This window comes from Larkinella harenae, assembly GCF_054780515.1.
This window is the reverse complement of record NZ_BAAGWE010000003.1, coordinates 85,379-103,564: the sequence shown is the minus strand read 5'-3', so window position 1 is coordinate 103,564 and position 18,186 is coordinate 85,379. Positions and strand designations below refer to the sequence as shown.

Sequence of the window (18,186 nt, the reverse complement as noted above, 5' to 3'; positions counted from 1 at the left end):
GGTTACTTCCGAACCAATTCTTTTTTCAGACTCGCTTTGGGTTTTCTGACGTCGAAAACCTGAGCCTGATCGTTGTTTTTTGCCAGCACAATTCGTTTATTGCCGTTAGGCCCCCGCACTTCCCGCATGGCGCGCACCTGGCCCAGTACCGAAAAGCCTGATTGCGCAGACGGCATCACGGTGAACTGACCGCGCCCGTTGCCCGTTAGCAGCAGCCCGTAGCTGGCGTCATAGCGGCCAATCTCATTGAGCACATCGAAGAAGTTACCCGCCAGCAGAATATCCACCTTCCCGTCCGCATTATAATCATCGATCAAAATGCTGCGAATAGGCGACAATTGCGCTTGTAAAGGTAATGGGCGAAGTGTAAACCGGGGTTTGCCGTCAGCGCCGGGTCCTTCATTAAGCACTATTACTGTTTCGGCGGTTTGAACGGTTTTGACCTCGGTGCCCTCCCGCTGTTCCTCCGTAAATAAATCTTCAAAGCCCGCTTTGGCGTAATCGGTATGCTTCAGATACTTCTTTTTAATGGCCGGAATTCGCTTCTGCAAATCCGGTTTCTGAATCATCACGCATTCGCGCCCCTGGCGGTAGCAGGTTACAATCGGGTCGTAGGTGCCGTTGCGGTCAAAATCGTTGCCGTACAAGTGCGCCGGTTCCTGCTCCGAGGCTACCAGCCGACTATTTAGCCCCATGTTTCCCACCACAAAGTCGAGATCGCCGTCGCCGTCCAGATCAGCGGCCCGGATGGTATTCCACCAGCCCCCGCTTTTGGCGAGCGCTGGGACTTCCAGCCGTTCAAACCCTTTGCCCTGCTTATTTCTCAGAATCGTGATCGGCATCCAGTCGCCCACCAGGACCAAATCCGGATACTGGTCGTTGTCCACGTCGGTCCAGACTGCGTCGGTAACCATTCCAATTTCGCCCGAAAAAGGCATTAATTCACGGGTCACCTTCTGAAAATTTCCCTGCCCATCGTTGACCAGCAACGTCTGCTCTGGATTCCGGCCGTATTGCCCCGGCACCAGCCGCCCCCCGACAAACAAATCCAGATCGCCGTCCCGGTCAAAGTCACAGGCCGTTACGCAGGAGCTACTTTCCAGCACGCGGGGCATGGTTTTGTCCCAAGCCAGATTTCCTTTCCCATCGTTGCGGTAAAACCGGTCGAATAATAACGTTCGGTCATCAAATTCGTTGCCGCCCGTGGCGACATATAAGTCCAGAGCCCCGTCGCCGTCGGCGTCAAAGAACGTAGCGGCAACATCTTCTGTATACGTGGCATCGAGCAGAAAAGGTTGTTTTTGTAATAGATAGGTACCGTCGGGCTGTTGAAAATAGAGCGAGCGCGGCATGTTGGCAGCCCCGCCAAAGAACAGATCATCCAGACCGTCGCCGTTGACATCGCCAGCCGCCAGGGCCGGACCCTCGCGGGAGAGCATCTGTTTCAGCAGGCCATCCCGGTCGTAGTCCACAAAGTTGTTTTCGGTATGCTGGTAATTTAGTTTAACCAGCTTGGTCACGTCGGCGAGCAAAACCGGCTTAGCGGTTTGAGCGGGTTGCGGAGAAACCGTCTGGTGGGCGTTTCGGTAGTCGAGCAAAAGCGTTTGGTTGGCTTTCGGCTGACGAATTACCTGCCTGCGTTCGTCGGGCCAGATCACCGTCAGGGAGTCGATGATCGGTTTTTTTCCGAGCCCAAACACCAGCGTCAGGTCCACCGATGATTGAAAACCCCGGTTGGGCATTTGCTGTAAATACTGCGTCTGACTCTTCTGGTGAACGTACACTTTGGTCCCGATGGCGTTCCGGTTTTGTGCATAACCACGGAATTGAACCCGCAGAAAGGCTTGCTGATTGACCTCAACGGCGGTATTTCGGTAGATCGAAGCCGGAGCGTTGTTGTTATTCACGACTAGGTCCAGGTCGCCGTCGTTGTCCAGATCACCGTAAGCGGCTCCGTTCGAAAAGCCGGGTGTCGCCAGTCCCCAGTCGGCGGCTTTGTTGGTGTATTGCAGCCCGTTGCCGTTGTTGCGGAAGGCGTAGTTAGCCAGGGGCGTCGACGGCATTTTATCAACGTACTCTTTGTAATCAAAACTTTTCTTCCCTTCAATCATCAACTGAATGTCGGGATTGTCGGATAAGTAATTGACGAAGTCCTGATCGGTGAGGTCTTTCAAAATACCGTTGGTGACGAAAATATCTTTGTGGCCGTCCATGTCCATATCAAACAGCAAAGCGCCCCAGCTCCAGTCGGTGGCGGAGGTACCCGAAAGCCGTCCGATTTCCGAAAACGTTACCTGGCCGGTCGGGCCGGCCCCGTTGTTGAGGTGGAGCATGTTGCGCGGGTCCTGGTGGTAAAAATCGCGCGACAGCTTCAACTGGTATAGCTCGTAATTCTCGAACGATCCGGTGGTTTTCAGGCGGTAATCATCGTCGGGCATCATGTCCGTCACAAAGATGTCCAGATTACCGTCGTTGTTCATGTCTGCAATATCGGCCCCCATCGACGTCAGGCTGATGTGGCCCATGTGGTCTTTAATAGACTCTTTGAAAGTACCGTCTTTCTGGTTGATGTACAGGTAATCCCGTTCGTAGAAATCATTGGAGATATAAATGTCCAGCCAGTTGTCGTTGTTCACGTCGCCGACGGTAATGCCCAGTCCAAAACCAATCAGGCTGCCGTAAATTCCCGCTTCTTCACTAGCATCAACAAAGATGGGCGCGTTCGAATCATTCGCGTTCTTGCCCAGCTTTTCCCGTTCTTTGGTCATGTTCCGAAACAGTTTCTGCCCGCCCAGCCGGTCGCGGGTTTCGCGCATGTTTTGGTAGCCCAGCCGGTCCATTGGGGTAAAGCTGTTGTTGAGCAGGTACATGTCGAGGTCGCCGTCGCGGTCGTAATCAAAAAAGGCCGCGTGGGTTGAAAAACCGCCGTCGACCAGCCCGTACCGGGCGGTCTGTTCCTGGTATGTTGGCAGTCCCGGCTGGCCCGCACGGTTTTTAACGCCCTGGTTGATGTAGAGCTGGTTACCACGGGCATCCCGGCTGCCCGAATTGCAAACGTAAATGTCCAGCAAACCATCACCATTGACGTCGGCCATTGTTACGCCCGTCGACCAGAACTTTTTGCCTACAATGCCTGCTGCTTGCGTAACGTCTTCAAACTGCCAGTTGCCCTTGTTCAGGTAAAGCTTATTTTCTTCAAAATTAGAGGTGAAAAAAAGATCGGGCAGGCCGTCGTTGTTCACGTCGCCGATGGCTACCCCCGCACCGTTGTAGAAATTGCGGTAATTGAAAATATTAAAGTCTTTTTTGTCGAGACTGCGGTTGATAAAGTCAATTCCGGTCTGGGAAGCCGGCAGCTCCTCAAACAGCGGTTTTGAATCGGGTTTACAGGCTGCCAGCCACAGTAGACTGACGATTCCTATCCATTTCTTGCGAATCATAGTTGGTTAAGCACTTGATTAACGGGATCGGCGGAAAACACGCAACGGGCGGTTGTTGACGCCTACCAGCACATAATTGCCCACCATTTTTACATCCCGGACATCGCCTTTGACAAAGATGCCGGACGCGGTGGACGAAACGGGCGCAAACTGCCAGTTACCACGGTTGCTCAGTAAAACGCCGTGATTGGCATCGATCTTCCCAATCCGCAGACGCATGGTGGAGTTGTTGCCCATCAGCAGCAAATCAGTCCGACCATCCCGGTCAATATCCTGGGCTGCAATACCGTATACGGGGGCATACTGGGCCTGCAAGGGCAGCGGCCGCGGCACCAACTCGCCGTCGCGGTTTTCCAGCAGCAGCGTTTTTACTTCGTTGATGGTTTTCTTCCGGGCTTTTTGCAGCACATCGGGTGCGAAAAACTGGTCGATGGTGGCGTCGGAATACGTCTGATAGTTGGTAAAAATCTTCCGCAAACTGGGCATTTGTTCACCGATTTCATCGCGGGAATAGGCTGGGTACGATTTGCCCTGAATGTAATAATTCATGAAGCAATCGATGGTGCCGTTCTGGTCGAAATCTTCGTACACCAGCGTAGCGGGTTGCTCGGTTGAGGTCCGGATTTGGGAATTTAGCCCCAGATTGCCAACGACCAGATCATCGTCGCTATCGCCGTCGAGGTCCGCTTTTTCGATGCGGTTCCACCAACCGGCCAGTGCCTCATACGTCTTGGTATTTTCAGCCGAAAAAACGCCTTTTTGATTCATTAAAACCGTTACGGGCATCCATTCGCCCACCAGCACCAAATCCGGCCAGCCATCGCGATTCAGATCGAGCGGAACGGCGTCCGTCACCAATCCCAGCTTGCCGAGCGAAATGCGGGTAAAGTTGGCCTTGCCATCGTTGCGTAGCAGAAAGGATTCATCGGCCGCCGGAAAACGGCTGGGTTTGATATGTCCCCCCACAAAAAGGTCCAGATCGCCGTCGCGGTCGTAATCCAGCACCTTAACGCAACTGCCGTTGTCGGTCTCGGTGGGAAGTTGCTGCGGAATAAAACCGCCTTTGCCGTCGTTCAGCCACAGTTGGTCCTGTAAAAGCGCCGTTTCGCGCACTTCGTAGCCGCCGTTGACCACGTACAAATCAGGACGTTTGTCACCGTTAAAATCTGCCAGAACCGCATCCGTGTTTTTCCGGGATTCAGCGCCAGTCAGCAGCGTCGGTGTAAAGCCTGCGGTGGTTTGTCGGAAAAAGCGGCCGGGTTGTTGGGGCGTACCACACACAAAAACGTCTTGCTGGCCATCGACGTCAATGTCGCCCACCGCCATGCGCGGCCCGGAGTACGAGTACTGCATGGGCAGCAGCAACTGGCGGTCAAAATTGTTGGTAGGCTCGATGGTATGGTTGAAGACTGGGGCCGCCATTTCCTCGAACAGCGGCTTGGCTGCGGGTGGTGTGTTTTCATGGGGCGTTGATGCCTGCCGATAATCCAGCGTCAAGACCTGATTCGGATTTACCGGATTGGTTGTCTGCCGCTTTCCGTCCGGCCATTGCACGGTTACCCGCACCGGAGCCGCTTGCGAACCCAGCCCAAACCGCAGGTCGCCGTGGCTGCACGACTGGAAACCGCGCGTCGGGTACCGTTCCTGCGTTTGCGTTAGGCTGTCGGTTTGCACGGTCACGGTGGCACCAATGCCGAACGGATTCGAAGCCGGTCCTTTAAAGCGAACACCGACGTAGGCTGATTGGTCCTGTTCACGACGCTGGTTTTTATAAATCCGCGCCGTTTCGTTCAAGTTGTTGGTGACCAGGTCCAGATCGCCGTCGTTGTCCAGGTCCGCATACACGCAGCCGTTGGAAGTGGCCGTCTCATCGAATCCCCAGGCTTGCTGCTGGTTGCTAAACGTCAGGTTACGGTTATTTTTGAAAATAAAGTTTTTCGTGCGGGTCGAGGGCATTTGACGGATTAGTTCAATCGGAGAACGTTGGCCTGCTTCGGCTTCGTCGGAATACTTAACAAAGTCGCCGTTCGTAAAATCCCGCACCATACCGTTGCTAACGAATACGTCCTTGTAGCCATCCAGGTCAAAATCCGCCAGCAGTGTTCCCCAACTCCAGTCGGTGTTAGAAATACCTGCCAATTGACCAATCTCGGCAAAATGGCCATTCGCCTGCTGAATTTGCAGCATATTGCGCATGTTCTGATGCCAGAAACCGTTCAGGAGTTGGGCCTGATACACGTTCCAGCTGTCGGGCCAGGGCAGTAGTTTTTGTCGGGCATTGCTTTCGGGCAGCATATCCAGCGTAAAAATATCGGGCAGTGCGTCGTTGTTGACATCGGCCACATCGACGCCCATCGACGAATAAGAGGTATGCTCAATGCGCTCGCGTAGTTCATCGCGGAAGGTTCCGTCGCGCTGGTTGATGTACAGGTAATCATCCTCCACAAAATCGTTGGTGACGTAAATATCCGGGTAACCGTCCTGGTTCAGATCAGAAATGGAAACGCCTAGCCCGAAGCCCAGCGGGTTACTTTTGATCCCGGCATGTTCGGAAACGTCCGTGAAACGCCCGTTGCCGTCGTTGCGAAAAAGCTTGTCACCAGCGTTGTAATCCCGTTCGGTCCGCATCACGGCGGCTTCTTTCCGCTGATAGTCTTTCAGGTTATGATTGATCAGAAAACAATCGAGGTCGCCGTCGCGGTCGTAATCGAAGAAGGTGGCCTGCACCGAATAACCGGAATCATCGAGTCCATACTGGGCCGCCTGGTCCGTGAAGGTCAGATCGTGGTTGTTGATGAACAGCTGATTTTTTCGCAGGACATCCGGGCGCTGTCCGGAGTAACAGACATAAATGTCAAGCCAGCCGTCGGCGTTAATGTCCACCAGCGTCACACCGGTTTTCCAGCCGTTGGGCCGACCGGCCATCCCAGCCCTCCGGGTAATGTCCTCAAAACGGAAATCGCCTTTGTTGAGGTATAATTTGTTGTCAACCTGGTTGCCGGTAAAAAAGAGATCGGCCAGGCCATCGTTGTTCAGGTCGCCGACTGCCACACCGCCCCCGTTGTAGAAATACTCGAAGGCCAGAATGTTTTCCTGCTCGGTTTCCTGTAGCTGGTTGATGAAGTGAACGCCGGTTTGCTGGTCCTCCATCTTCTGAAACAACGGTTGATCAGACTGACAGGCACTTAACCAGAGACAAAGAGGAAGAATAAAGAAAAGAAGGTACCCGAATTTCATGTAATCATCCACACGCAAAAACACACGGTTTTTCTAACACACCTTAACAAACGGAACAGCAGCCCGTAGTAGGCTGCTGTTCCGGGTATTAATAGTATGAAATTATTGGTTAATAACCAACATTCTGCTTCAGGTTCGGGTTGGTATCCAGCGCCTGTTGCGGAATAGGGAAAACAATGCGGAAAGCTTCCGATTGGTTGGGTTTCTGGTCCATCGGGTTCAGGAACGTTCCAAAGCGGATCATATCATTCCGACGCCAGCCTTCCCAGTATAGCTCACGGCCCCGTTCGGCCAGCAGAGCTGCATCGTTTACGGCAGCCAGGGCTGTCGTACCGCGCGTTGTCCGGAGTTGGTTGATTAGTGATAATGCCGTTGCCCCGCCGGTGGCAGCTCCGCCCCGGTGAATCGCTTCGGCTTTCATCAGCAGTACATCAGCGTAGCGGAAGAAAACGTAGTCGTTACCACCGTTGTCGAGCCGTGATGGATCGGGCAGGTATTTCACCACCCGGATTCCGTCCGCTTCCCGCGAATACAGCAGGTTAAGCTGCGGGGTAAACATTAACGGAGCACCAGCGCGGTCGGTCAAGGGGCGGCCACCCGGACCGAGTTGCTGACCTGCCAGGAAACCCGCCCGGAGTCCCAGGCTATCAGTCATAACCGGAATGGCTTTCCCACGGCGTTCGTCGGCGGCATCAAAGCTGTTATAAAAGTCTGCCAGGGTTGTGAAACCGTTCCAGCCGTCGGGGCGCTGGTTGTAGTGCAGCGACATCCGGTAGCGGTTTTGCGTATTTCCCACGGCGGCACCTTTTTCGTTGGAGATAACAAAAATCAGCTCTTTCGACAGCGTTGTGTTGTTCCAGTGGAAGTTATCAAAATATTCTCCCTTCGGCTCCAGTGCATAACGATTTGAATTGATGATGGCATCGCAGTTTGCAATTACCTGATTCATATCAGCCTGAGCAAACGTAAAAGGTCCCGAGGGTGAATTGGGGTCCTGCGTAAAGACCGCCCGGTTCAGGTACACCTTGGCGCGCAGAAACTGAGCGGCATCGCGGTTGGCGCGCCCTGGGTTCAGGGTTGCTGGCAAATTCTGAACCGCGTAATTCAAGTCTTCAAGGATGTAGGCGGTTGCCTCCGAGCGCGTCATGACCCTTGGGTTGTCGTCAAAGCTGGCGTTGGCTTCCCGAAAGGGCACCTGACCGTATAAATCAACAACGTGGTACATGAAAAATGCCCGCAGAAAACGTGCCTGCGCCTGAATGTTGGTGTTGGAACCGGCGGCAGCAGCCGCCTGCGTAGCCCGGAATACACCCGAGTTGAGTTGATTCCAGGAACCAATTACATCAACCGTGGTGGCGTCCCAGGTGTGCTGGTGGAGCCGGCGCCAGCGTCCGAAGTCATCCCAGTCGGTTCCGCGGGTTGGCCCCATCATTTCGTCCGAAGGATGTTCCAACAGAGCGTACGCGTTAGCCTGATCTGTAATGGTATTCAGCTGGGCATACACCCCGTTCAGTAAACTCTCCAGGTTCCCTGCATCGGCTGATGGCAGCGAAGTTGATCGATCCAGCACCTTGTCCTCCAGATTTGTACAGCCGATGACCAGCATCGTTCCTGTACAAACTATTGCAAAAGGTATTTTGAGTGATATATTCATTGGTTATGTCAAATGTTAATGAATGAAAAAGCAGTCTGTTGAACGGTTTAGAATCCGGCGTTAATGCCAAACGTAAACACACGCTGCGAAGGATAAGACGTGTAGTCGATCCCCAGAGACGGAATGCCGTCGATTGCTTTATTGGTGTTGACCTCAGGATCCAGGCCGGTGTAGCCCGTGATCAGCAACAGGTTCTGACCTGTCAGGGAGAAACGCAAATTGCGAATCGCGCTGCTTTTGGGCAGCGGTAAGTTGTAGCTGACCACCAGGTTGGACAAGCGGGCAAAATCTCCTTTTTCCAGAAAACGGGTAGAAACCAAAGGTGGGTTTACCGCATTTTCTTCGCTGGAAGCCACGTCTTTCGTTACGTTGCGACCGTTGCGCAAATTCCCTTTCGTGAAGATGGCGTTGGTGGTGTTATTGTAGATGTAATTGCCACCCGCGCCAGACCAGAACATGGTCAGATTCCAGTTCTTATAACCGAAGTTGTTGGTCAAACCCCAGTTATAGTTTGGAATAGCCGTTCCCTGGTAGCTTAGGCCCAAGGCTGGATCGGTGTAAACGCCAAAACCCTGATCGTCGTAGCCCGTAAAAGTAGGCATAAAGAATGAGAACAGCGGCCGACCACCGACGATGCGTTGTGCGTAGGCTCCCGACAGACCCTGGCCGTTGATCGCTCCCGTGTTGTAAAGACCGTTGAAGTTGGTCACTTCATTGCGCAGGTATGTACCATTCGCTGATACCGTCCAGGTGAAGTCCTGACCCGTTACAACGTCGTAGTTGATGCCTAACTCAATACCGCGGTTGATAACGTTAGCGTCGAGGTTGATCCAGCGCGAACGGGCCGGGGCAGGTTGAGCATAAAGGGCTTCGAAAAGCAGATCGCTGGTGTTCTTGTCAAAGTAATCGATGGTGGCGGTCAGACGACCTTTCAGGAAGCCCAGATCGGCCCCAATACCCCACTGACGGGTTGATTCCCAGCGCAAATTCGGATTGGGTGTGATATCGGGCGAAGAAGCCGCGTTGTTGGGATCGAAACCCCGGCGGAATTGCGTCAGGTTCGGCGGAAACTCCTGGTTACCCGTGCGACCCCAGTTGACGCGCATTTTCAGGTCTACGCCTTTCCCCGCCAGAAACGATTCGTCCGACACTCGCCATGCACCCGCAAACGACGGGAACGCGCCGTATTTATTGTTTGGACCGAATTTTGACGAGCCATCAACCCGAACAGTTGCTGTCAGCAAGTACCGGTCGTTGATGTTGTAATTTACCCGGCCGAAATACGACTGCAATTCGCTCTGGTTACGATCTGACCCGGCGAAATACGCCTTTGTGCTTCCCTGGTTATTAACCGCGCTAATGTTGTTGGCATACGGAAAAAACTCGTCTGCTTCGGGCAGGAATTGTTCTGCCTGAATAAAGCTGCCCCGGTTCTGGAATTTCTGGTAAGCAAAACCTACCAAACCGTCGAAGTTGCCCGGTCCCAGTTTTCGGTTGTAATTCAAGGTGTGTTCCAGAAGCGTGGAGCTTCGGTCGCGGTTCTGAATAATGGCACGTCCGGCCTTGTTCGGAATGTCAAAACCGGGGATGTTCCGGCGAATTGATGTTCGGCGTTCCGATACAGAATTGTCGAGTCCCAGGTTGAACTTGTACGACAAACCATCGAGAATGCGCCAGGTGGCTCCGATATTGCCGAGCGTACGGCGGGTACGGCCCTGATCGTCAATCATCTCCAGCAATGAAACCGGGTTGCGGAATGCATTACCCTGCGGTTGGCCCTGAGCATTATAGCCCTCCGGCGTAAAAAAGCGACCCTGCGCATCGCGCACCGGATAAGTGGGGTTGGACTGAATGGCGGCAGCAATCAAGTTTCCTTCGAAACCGGCATTATCGCTGTTAGGCACGTAAACGTCGTTGACGCCCGAAGTGGTCAATTGCAGATCCAGCACCACTTTGTCGTTGAATAATTCATGGGTGGCATTGATACGGCCCGTGATCCGACGAAGGTCTGATTTTTTTACAACACCCTGAATATCAGAATAACCCAGTGACATGTAGTACCGCGTATCGTCGTTACCACCCCCGTAGCTCATGTTGTAGTTTTGCGAGATGGAGGTACGGAAAATCTCTTTCTGCCAATCGGTAGAAGCGCCGGCATTGACGGCCGGAGAGCTGGCATCACCACCCGCTGCGGTCACGGCAGCCGCGTACTCTCCTGCCGAAAGCAGGTCGTACCGCTTCAGTGTTGTACCAATGCTGGTGTTGGCGCTGAGATTGAATGACTTCTGACCGGCTTTACCCTTTTTGGTCGTAATCAGAACCACCCCATTAGCACCACGTGCTCCGTAGATAGCGGCTGCTGAAGCATCTTTCAGGACGGAAATGTTTTCGATGTCTTCCGGGTTCAGGAAGTTTAGCGGATTCCGGGCTGCCTGTGTTCCGGCGCCGTAATCGCGTCCACCGTCCGATACATCACCGCCATCCAAAGGGACCCCATCGATAACGAACAGCGGATTATTGTTGCTTCGAACCGAAGTAGTACCCCGAATCCGGATGTTGACGCCCGCTCCGGGTTCGCCACTGGCCGGGGTGATCTGAATACCGGCTGCCCGGCCCTGGAGCAACTGTTCCGGTGAGGCAATGACCCCTTTGTTAAAGTCCTGTGGTCCCAGCGCGATTACACTACCGGTAGCGTCCTTAACCCGTTGGGTACCGTAGCCGACTACCACAACTTCCTGCAATTGTTTCTGATCACTTTGCAGGGAGACACTAACCGTTGAACGACTTCCTACGGCGACTTCCTGCGTCGTCATCCCGATAAAGCTGAAAATTAGCGTTGCATTGTCAGGCACGTTAGACAGGCTGTATTTCCCGTCTGCATCGGTTGTGCCTCCGCGGTTAGAGCCCTTAATTTGGACCGTCACACCGGGGAGGGGAGAGTTGTCTTCAACGGAGGTAACCGTACCAGTCACGGTGCGATCCTGGGCAAATGCCTGCTTTTGGCTAAGGCAGAGAATGAACGTAAGTGATAACAGAAGAGTTACGAATGCCCTTTTTTGAATAAAAGGCCGTTGGGAATTCTCCGAACGGGATTGCATTTTACGCTCATGATTGAATCTGATAGAAGGATTCATCATAGGTTCAATTAGAATAGGTGAAAGTGATATGTGTACTAAGGCTTAGAAGCCGTATAGACTGGCTATTCAATGGATAAGCACGATACGGCGACAATAAACCTCCCCATTAACGATTTGACCCGTGGAGTTGTTTTTGAAAATTAGTATCGTACTTATAATTTGTTGAATATACTGCCTATATCTATGGGCAAATTACAATAAACAGCATCTATAATACAACATATAAAGATTAAAATTATCTTAAGATGATTTTGGACTTCTGGTGGTCGGCAAACTCCCTGCATGAAATTCAGCGAAAAAGCAGGCAGATAGGTCGGAGAATAACAATCTATAGTATAACAAGCTACGGATTATCTGGGATTTTTGCCGGACAAAGTGAGTGATAAATTGCATTATTTGAATATGGTCTCTGAATTCCTGTTTGCATATTTCGACCAGCATACTGGAAAAATTCGTACCTTTAAGGCTAAAAAATACGGTACTGTTTTCTGAACCTGAGCGGGTTCAGGCTTGGATAAAGTCTTTTATGGTTAATCAGGAGACGTTACAACAACTTTCTGCCCAGTTAGAAGGTGATTTTTACACCGATTCCACCCACCGCACGTTATATGCCACCGATGCCTCGGCTTATCGTGAAGTGCCGCTGGCTGTTGCCATTCCGAAGTCGGTTGGTGATCTTAAGAAACTGATTGCATTTGCCCGGGAACACCGCACGTCGCTTATTCCCCGCACTGCCGGAACGTCGCTGGCGGGTCAGGTTGTGGGCAATGGTATTATTGTAGATGTCTCCAAGCATTTCACCAAAATCCTGGAGCTGAACGAAGAGGAACGGTGGGTACGAGTTCAGCCCGGTGTGGTGCGCGACGAGCTGAATATGTTTCTGAAACCGTACGGTTTGTTTTTTGGGCCAGAAACTTCAACGGCCAACCGGGCTATGATCGGGGGGATGGTAGGAAACAATTCGTGTGGTTCCAACTCGGTTGTGTATCGATCGACGCGTGAACACACGTTGGCGGTCAAAGCCTTGTTGTCTGATGGAAGCGAAGCCGAATTTGGCCCATTGAAAACCGCACAATTTGAACACCTGATCAGCACCGGTATCCAAAAGAACGGGAGTGCTTCGTTGCTGGATAATATTTATCGGAAGACCAACGAAATTTTAGCCAACGTGGGCAATCAGGCTGAAATCAGACGGCAGTTTCCCAAACGGAGTATCGAACGGCGCAATACAGGCTATGCGCTGGATGAATTGCTGGAAACCGCACCCTTCACGGAAGGAGCGGAGGATTTTAACTATTGTAAACTGATTGCCGGTTCGGAAGGAACCCTTTGCTTCCTGACTGAGATTAAACTGAACATCGTGCCCTTGCCCCCGAAAGAACTCGGCCTGGTTTGTGTGCACTTCAACGACGTCGATGAGTCGCTGCGGGCCAACCTGATTGCGTTGAAATACCAGCCCCGGGCCGTCGAGCTGATTGACCATTACATTCTGGAATGCACCAAGGATAATATTGAGCAGCGGAAAAATCGTTTCTTCGTGCAGGGTGATCCGGGCGCTATTCTGGTGGTGGAACTCGGTGCCGACAACCGCGACGAAATTGCGCAGCGAGCTGTAGCAATGGAAGCTGAAATGCGGGCGGCTGGCCTGGGCTACCACTTCCCGGTTCTGTTCGGCGAGGATACCAAGAAAATCTGGACTTTGCGGAAGGCCGGATTGGGTCTGTTGGCCAATTTGCCGGGTGACGCCAAAGCCGTGGCCGTGATTGAAGATACGGCCATCGATGTACACGATCTGCCCGATTACATCCGCGATTTTAACGCCGTTCTGACCAAAAACGGTATGTCGGCGGTCCATTATGCGCACGCGGGTTCCGGAGAGATTCACCTGCGGCCCATCATCAACCTGAAGACGAAAGAAGGGCACCAGCAATACCGGTTAATCGCTGAGGAGATTGCCCATCTGGTGAAGAAATACGATGGTTCGCTGTCGGGCGAACACGGCGACGGACGGTTGCGCGGTGAATTTATTCCGCTGATGGTTGGGCCGAAAAATTACGAACTGATGAGGGAGATCAAGCAAGTCTGGGACCCGTACGGTATTTTCAATCCCGGCAAGATTGTGGAAACACCCCCAATGGATACGTTTCTGCGGTACGAAGCCGGTCAGCAGACGCCGGAGTTCAAGACGTTTTTCCGGTTTCATGAGCAGAATGTTCTGCAGCACGCGGAGCAATGCAACGGTTCGGGCGACTGCCGGAAAACCGAGCTATCGGGTGGAACCATGTGCCCGAGCTACATGGCGACCCGCAACGAAAAGGAAACGACGCGGGCGCGGGCCAACATCCTGCGCGAAATGCTGACGTTGTCGCCGAAAGAAAACCGCTTCGACAACAAGGAAATCAAGGAAGTTTACGATTTGTGCCTGGCCTGCAAAGGCTGTAAAGCCGAGTGCCCGTCCAACGTGGATGTGGCCAAGCTGAAAATGGAATTCCTGCAACACTATCAGGAGGCCAACGGCGTGCCGGTTCGCAGCCGCCTGATTGCCAATTTTTCGAGCTTGTCCGGTCTGGCGTCGTGGGTGCCCTGGGCGTACAATGCTGTTTTGGGTACGGAATCGCTACGTCGGGTGGCCAACCGCGTTATCGGTTTTCACCCCGACCGGACCATGCCACTGCTGCATTCAACGACCTTACGGAGGTGGGCGAAAAAGGCAGGATTACAGCAGAGAGCTTCCGCTCGAAAAGTGTATCTTTTCTGCGATGAGTTTACGAATTACAACGATGTAGAAGTAGGCAAAAAAGCCGTGCTGTTGCTGAAAAAGCTGGGTTATGAGGTGATCATTCCGGAGCACGGTGAAAGCGGGCGGGCAGCCTTGTCGAAAGGCTTGCTACGGCAGGCGAAACGGCTGGCGGAAAAGAACGTTCAGTTGCTGAAAGATTTGATTACGACTGAAACGCCCCTGGTGGGGATTGAACCATCGGCGATTCTGGCCTTCCGTGATGAGTACCCGGATTTGGTCGATGAGTCGATGTTGCCCGATGCCCGGCGGATTGCGGAAAGTGCGCTAACCTTTGAAGAGTTTATTGCCCGTGAAATTGACAAAGGGGCTATTTCAAAAAACGCTTTTACGTCCGAAAAAAGGCTGATCAAACTGCATGGCCATTGCCAACAGAAAGCCGTCTCGTCGCTGGTTCCATCGAAGAAAATGCTGTCGTTGCCCAAGAACTATACCGTGCAGCTGATTCCGTCGGGGTGCTGCGGCATGGCCGGATCATTCGGATACGAAGCTGAGCACTACGATGTATCGATGAAGATTGGAGAGCTGGTGTTGTTCCCAACGGTTCGGAAACAGGCCGACGACGTGATCATTGCGGCTGCCGGAACCAGTTGCCGCCATCAGATTAAGGACGGGACAGGACGCAAGGCCAAACACCCGGCGGAAATTCTCTACGAAGCCTTGGTTTAACGTATAACAGGACTGATAAGCTGGCGAAATGATAAGAGGGTTGAAGATACTGATTGTCTTGTCGATGGTCGTTACCTGGCTTGTCACTAGCGTCCTATTCTATCAGTCGCCGGGAATGCGTGGCAAAATCGCTATCGTCGGAGTCGGTATATTGGTTAACTGTTTACTGGCGTTTGCCTACAGTTACCTTGGACTACGTCCCGCCAGTTTCCGCGATTGGTTTAAAATGTAGTCGCCAGCAGGTAGAATAGTCGGCGTTGAACGTTATAAAATATATCATTCGTTATCTTCATGAATAAACTGATTTTTCTAATCGGATTCGTTTGCATGTTCGCCGAAGTCCGAGCTCAATCCTCAACGTCGAAATACGATCCACACGAACTTTTTCATCCATTATTTAACATGCAGCCTGGCAATGATTACCGGGCAAGCAGTGGAGCCCCCGGGCCGCGTTACTGGCAAAATCGGGCCGATTACAAGATTAACGTTCGGCTTGATGAGGAACAGAACGTTTTGAGCGGAGAGGTTGAGGTTACGTACAAAAACAACAGTCCGGAAGCGTTGTCATTTCTGTGGTTGCAACTGGACCAAAATGCCTTCTCCGATACCTCCCGGGCGGGCAAAACGACGCCTGTGCGCGGTGGCCGGTACGGGAATACGGGTTTTATGGGCGGCTATACGATTCAATCCGTAACCGTCGATCAGGGAAAAAACAAAACCGCCGATTACCTGGTCAACGACACGCGCATGCAGGTGCGGCTGGCTGAACCGCTGAAGGCCGACGGCGGTGTTATCAAACTGAAAATTGGGTATTCGTTCAAGATTCCAACCTACGGTTCCGACCGGATGGGAACCCAGCAGACCCGCAACGGCCTGATCTACGAAATCGCACAGTGGTATCCGCGCATGTGTGTGTACGATGATGTTGAGGGCTGGAATGTGTTGCCCTATCTGGGGGCCGGTGAATTTTACCTTGAGTACGGTGACTACGACTACACCATCGATGTGCCCTGGAATCATATTGTGGTGGGCTCTGGTGAGTTGGTAAATGCCGGCGAGGTGTTGACCTCCGAGCAACAGCGTCGGATGAATCAGGCCCGCGGCAGCGACAAAACGGTTTTATTGCGCGGAAAAGAGGAAGTCAATGATCCGAAAAGCCGACCGAAGCAGTCGGGGCGTCTGACCTGGCATTTTCGTTGTCAGAATGCCCGCGATGTAGCCTGGGCTACCTCAAAAGCTTTTGTGTGGGATGCAGCCCGGATCAATCTGCCGAGCGGAAAAAAGGCGCTGGCGATGTCGGCCTATCCGGTTGAGAGCGCAACCGACGATTCCTGGAACCGTTCAACGGAGTACGTGAAAGGCTGTATCGAGTTTTATTCAAGTTACCTGATGGAATACACGTATCCGGTTGCGACCAATGTGGCCGGTATCGTGGGCGGAATGGAATATCCGGGCATTGTTTTCTGCGACCGGCGCGATAAAAAGGAAGCTCTCTGGGGCGTTACCGACCACGAATTTGGTCACAACTGGTTCCCGATGATTGTGGGCAACAACGAACGGAAATATGCCTGGATGGACGAAGGGTTTAATACGTTCATCAACATGCTTTCGACCGCCAACTTCAACAAAGGCGAGTACAATCGCCAGCGGGGAACGATGCACGATATTGCCCCGGCTTTGTTTAATATCGATGAACCGATCATGACCATTCCGGATGTATTGCAACCACTGCACCTGGGCGTGATGGGATACTACAAACCCGGCATGGGCCTGAAAATGCTGCGCGACGTTGTTTTAGGTCCCAACCGCTTCGATTACGCCTTCAAAACGTACGTGCAACGCTGGGCTTTCAAACATCCGACGCCGTATGATTTCTTTCGGACCATCGAAGATGCCGCCGGGGAGGATCTGGGCTGGTTCTGGCGCGGCTATTTCTACGAAAACTGGAAACTGGATCAATCGGTGAAAGACGTACGATACGTGGAGCAGGACCCGCAGAAAGGCTCCTTAATTACCATTGAGAACCTGGAAAAATGGGCGATGCCCGTCACCATCGAGGTAGAAGAAGTGGGTGGCAAGAAAACGCGCGTCAACCTGCCGGTCGAGATCTGGCAGCGGGGTGGTACCTGGACGTTTAAGCAGCCCACTACGGCTCCTATTCGATCGGTCACCATTGACCCGGATGAGAAACTACCGGACATCAACCCCAAAAACAATAGCTGGCGGAACAACAGCGGGCCGTCCTCTTCAACCGCAAATTGATAACCGGAGCGTTCAGACAATCTGAACGCTCCTTGTTTTTTAGGCTTCGACGAGCATGGCACCAAATGAGTAGCCACCACCAAAAACCGTCAGCACAATGTTTTGACCTTTCTGGAACCGGGAGCGGTTTTCGGATAAGGCAATGGCGCATCCCGCACAGCCTGTATTGCCCAGTTTCTGAATGTTGGACAGAAGCTTCTCTTCGGGCAGCTTTAAGGTGTTGATCACATTCAGACTAATGCGGAGGTTAGCCTGGTGCGGAATCAGGTAGTCCACATCGTCGATCGTCAGGTTGTGCTTTTCCAGTACCTGAACGCTAACCTTAGGCATATACTGGCAGGCGTGAATGAATACATCGCGGCCGTGGGGCATAATCACCCCTTTCTCCAGCGGTTTCAGCATCACCCCCGTAGTCGCTTTGCCACTGGTAGCAGCCCCGCCCGTGATGATCGAATGGATGGTCATGTCGCTGTCGCTGATGCGTTCTTTGGAAATCAGCAACGCTGAGGCTCCGTCGCCCCATAAATGCCCCGATACAGTATCCAGATCGTTGTTGTACGCCGTGTTGTGCTCCGAAACAACAACAACGGCCAGCGACGCTTTATTCATCGCAAAATAGCCCTCGACGACTTCAATGGCGTTGATGAGCGATGAGCAGGCCGTTGAGATGGAGACAACCGGGATATCGGCTACACCCAGATTGTGCTGAACAACGTGAGCCAGGGTAACGATCGTGTCATAGGGTGTATAAGTGGCACCAACAATGAGGTCTATCTGGGACGGTTCAATCGTTGTTTGGTCGAACAGGCGCCGAACGGCTTCCAGCGCCATGGTATTTGTATTTTCGTCCGGAGCTGCTTTGCGACGCTCCCGAATACCTGTCCGTTCGATAATCCATTCGCTCGACAATCCATTGAGCTTGGTAAAGTGTTCGTTGCCAACTACTTCGCTGGGAAGGTAATGGCTAACTGCATGAATATACATCATACG

7 protein-coding genes are annotated in these 18,186 nt (G+C 52.6%); 2 read left to right on the top strand and 5 right to left on the bottom strand.

Going from position 1 to position 18,186, the window contains the following annotated elements; all coding sequences use genetic code 11:
* Positions 1-2: 2 nt before the first annotated feature.
* The 4 genes from ACYVH9_RS17415 to ACYVH9_RS17400 all read right to left on the bottom strand — a co-directional run bounded on the left by ACYVH9_RS17415 (position 3) and on the right by ACYVH9_RS17400 (position 11,303).
* Positions 3-3,440 (bottom strand): VCBS repeat-containing protein, encoded by a 3,438-nt coding sequence (locus ACYVH9_RS17415; protein ID WP_460637668.1) that lies wholly within the window; start codon positions 3,438-3,440, stop codon positions 3-5.
* A gap of 18 nt (positions 3,441-3,458) precedes the next feature.
* Positions 3,459-6,689 carry a VCBS repeat-containing protein gene (locus tag ACYVH9_RS17410; RefSeq protein ID WP_460637667.1) on the bottom strand — a complete coding sequence of 1,077 codons (3,231 nt, stop codon included), beginning with the start codon at positions 6,687-6,689 and terminating at the stop codon, positions 3,459-3,461.
* A gap of 97 nt (positions 6,690-6,786) precedes the next feature.
* Positions 6,787-8,331 carry a RagB/SusD family nutrient uptake outer membrane protein gene (locus ACYVH9_RS17405; RefSeq protein WP_460637666.1) on the bottom strand — a complete coding sequence of 515 codons (1,545 nt, stop codon included), beginning with the start codon at positions 8,329-8,331 and terminating at the stop codon, positions 6,787-6,789.
* 47 nt (positions 8,332-8,378) lie between these two features.
* Positions 8,379-11,303: a SusC/RagA family TonB-linked outer membrane protein gene (locus ACYVH9_RS17400; protein ID WP_460637665.1), complete on the bottom strand. Its 2,925-nt coding sequence runs from the start codon at positions 11,301-11,303 to the stop codon at positions 8,379-8,381.
* A gap of 691 nt (positions 11,304-11,994) precedes the next feature.
* On the opposite strand from ACYVH9_RS17400, the gene ACYVH9_RS17395 reads away from it, so the two are divergent.
* Together ACYVH9_RS17395 and ACYVH9_RS17390 are read left to right on the top strand one after the other, a co-directional pair.
* Positions 11,995-14,934, top strand: coding sequence for an FAD-binding and (Fe-S)-binding domain-containing protein (locus tag ACYVH9_RS17395; RefSeq protein ID WP_460637664.1), 2,940 nt, complete (start codon positions 11,995-11,997; stop codon positions 14,932-14,934).
* Between the two features lie 402 nt (positions 14,935-15,336).
* Entirely contained in the window at positions 15,337-17,196 is a 1,860-nt protein-coding gene (locus ACYVH9_RS17390; RefSeq protein WP_460637663.1) for a M1 family metallopeptidase, read from the top strand.
* 39 nt (positions 17,197-17,235) lie between these two features.
* Here the strand turns inward: ACYVH9_RS17390 and ACYVH9_RS17385 are convergent, their stop codons facing one another.
* Positions 17,236-18,180, bottom strand: coding sequence for a 3-oxoacyl-ACP synthase III family protein (locus ACYVH9_RS17385; protein ID WP_460638159.1), 945 nt, complete (start codon positions 18,178-18,180; stop codon positions 17,236-17,238).
* Between the last annotated feature and the right edge of the window lie 6 nt (positions 18,181-18,186).

Bases quoted from the DNA above. Each gene is read 5' to 3' on its own strand.
- ACYVH9_RS17415 (WP_460637668.1), bottom strand. From the start codon at position 3,440: ATGATTCGCAAGAAATGGATAGGAATCGTCAGTCTACTGTGGCTGGCA.
- ACYVH9_RS17405 (WP_460637666.1), bottom strand. From the start codon at position 8,331: ATGAATATATCACTCAAAATACCTTTTGCAATAGTTTGTACAGGAACG.
- ACYVH9_RS17395 (WP_460637664.1), top strand. From the start codon at position 11,995: ATGGTTAATCAGGAGACGTTACAACAACTTTCTGCCCAGTTAGAAGGT.
- ACYVH9_RS17390 (WP_460637663.1), top strand. From the start codon at position 15,337: ATGCAGCCTGGCAATGATTACCGGGCAAGCAGTGGAGCCCCCGGGCCG.
- ACYVH9_RS17385 (WP_460638159.1), bottom strand. From the start codon at position 18,180: ATGTATATTCATGCAGTTAGCCATTACCTTCCCAGCGAAGTAGTTGGC.